Source organism: Lamprobacter sp. (assembly GCF_034860625.1).
Taxonomy (GTDB): domain Bacteria; phylum Pseudomonadota; class Gammaproteobacteria; order Chromatiales; family Chromatiaceae; genus Lamprobacter.
In genome coordinates this window covers 1-1,190 of the sequence record NZ_JAYESN010000565.1, presented here as the reverse complement: position 1 = coordinate 1,190, position 1,190 = coordinate 1, and the positions used below count along the sequence as shown (strand labels likewise).

Sequence of the window (1,190 nt, the reverse complement as noted above, 5' to 3'; positions counted from 1 at the left end):
GTTCCAGGTGTCTAAAAAGGACTCGGAAAGGGGCTTAGGATAGCACCGCTAAGCGGTCTTCGATGCCCCGGTCCTCCCAGAGACGATCGATCCGAAGTGGTTCGATACTGCCCGATGCGACTTGCCCCGCAATCAAAAGACCTGCCGCACGACCCGCGCCGCAACCAGACACCGCTTGACCCCGATCAAGGATCGGCCACCAGGCTGCAGGCTCAATGGACGCTTTAAGGGATCGCAACACATCCCGTCCCTGTCACCGGATCTTCGATGAGCAAGCCATCGGCTACCAACCTTGCTGAGCCTGCTGAGCCCAGTATCGACACCAACGCTCGCTCTGGCGCCGCCAACTCCAAGGTTGGTCCCAGAATCCGCCACGAGCAGCGCACCATCGATGCGATGCTCGCCATCTATTGCCGGGATCACCATCAGCGCATCGATCGCCTCCACCATCGCCCCGATACCGAACCCTGTGCCGACTGCGAGCAACTGCGCCGCTACGCCCATCAGCGCCTCGCCAGCTGCCCGTTCCAAGAAGAGAAGCCAGTCTGCAACCGCTGCGAGGTGCACTGCTACAGCGCCGTCAAGCGTGAGCAGGTACGCGCGGTGATGCGATACGCTGGCCCGCGCATGCCGTTGCGCCATCCCTGGCTAGCGCTGCGACATCTGCTCGATCAGCTGCGCCGGGTGCCCAGCTTGGCGCGGGTTCTGGCCCGCACCAAGACTCGGCGAAGGCCCGACAGGACCGGTCAATCCACTCCGCTTGCTCAAGATCCGCAGGCCAACACCAACAACCAGGCCAGCCGGGACAGCCAAGCCAAGCGGACCAAAGGCGACCTTCGGACCACCCCGGAAACCCAGGAACACGACCAACCATGAAGCCCATCCTGACCACACTCAGCCGTGGACTGCTGATCCTGCTCGGGCTCGGCGGCGGCATCGCCCTGGCCGCGTTCTTGATCAGCCATGCCCGAGCGCCGCAACACAGCGACAGCCCGGCAGCGGCCCCGACGCTAACGGTCATCGAGCTGCAACCCGTCGCCCTGCGGATCGAGGCGCGCGGCCTCGGCAGCGCGCGCTCGGCCGAACGCTGGCAGGCGATCGCCAATGTCGCCGGTCGCGTGGTCGAGCGTCATCCGGATCTGGAGAGCGGCAACCTGCTGCCTGCTGGAACCCTGTTACTCGCGCTCGAC

Annotated in this window: 1 protein-coding gene and 1 pseudogene; both read left to right on the top strand. The window is 64.8% G+C overall.

All coding sequences use genetic code 11. The annotated features are described in order from the left end of the window. Positions 1–267 precede the first annotated feature (267 nt). Entirely contained in the window at positions 268–876 is a 609-nt protein-coding gene (locus tag VBE63_RS29830) for a nitrous oxide-stimulated promoter family protein (RefSeq protein ID WP_323686586.1), read from the top strand. Further along, positions 873–1,190, top strand: a pseudogene (locus tag VBE63_RS29825) (hypothetical protein); the annotation flags it as partial. The gene VBE63_RS29830 and the pseudogene VBE63_RS29825, both read left to right, overlap by 4 nt.

Excerpts from the sequence above, each read along its gene's own strand:
- VBE63_RS29830 (WP_323686586.1), top strand. The coding sequence starts at position 268 with ATGAGCAAGCCATCGGCTACCAACCTTGCTGAGCCTGCTGAGCCCAGT.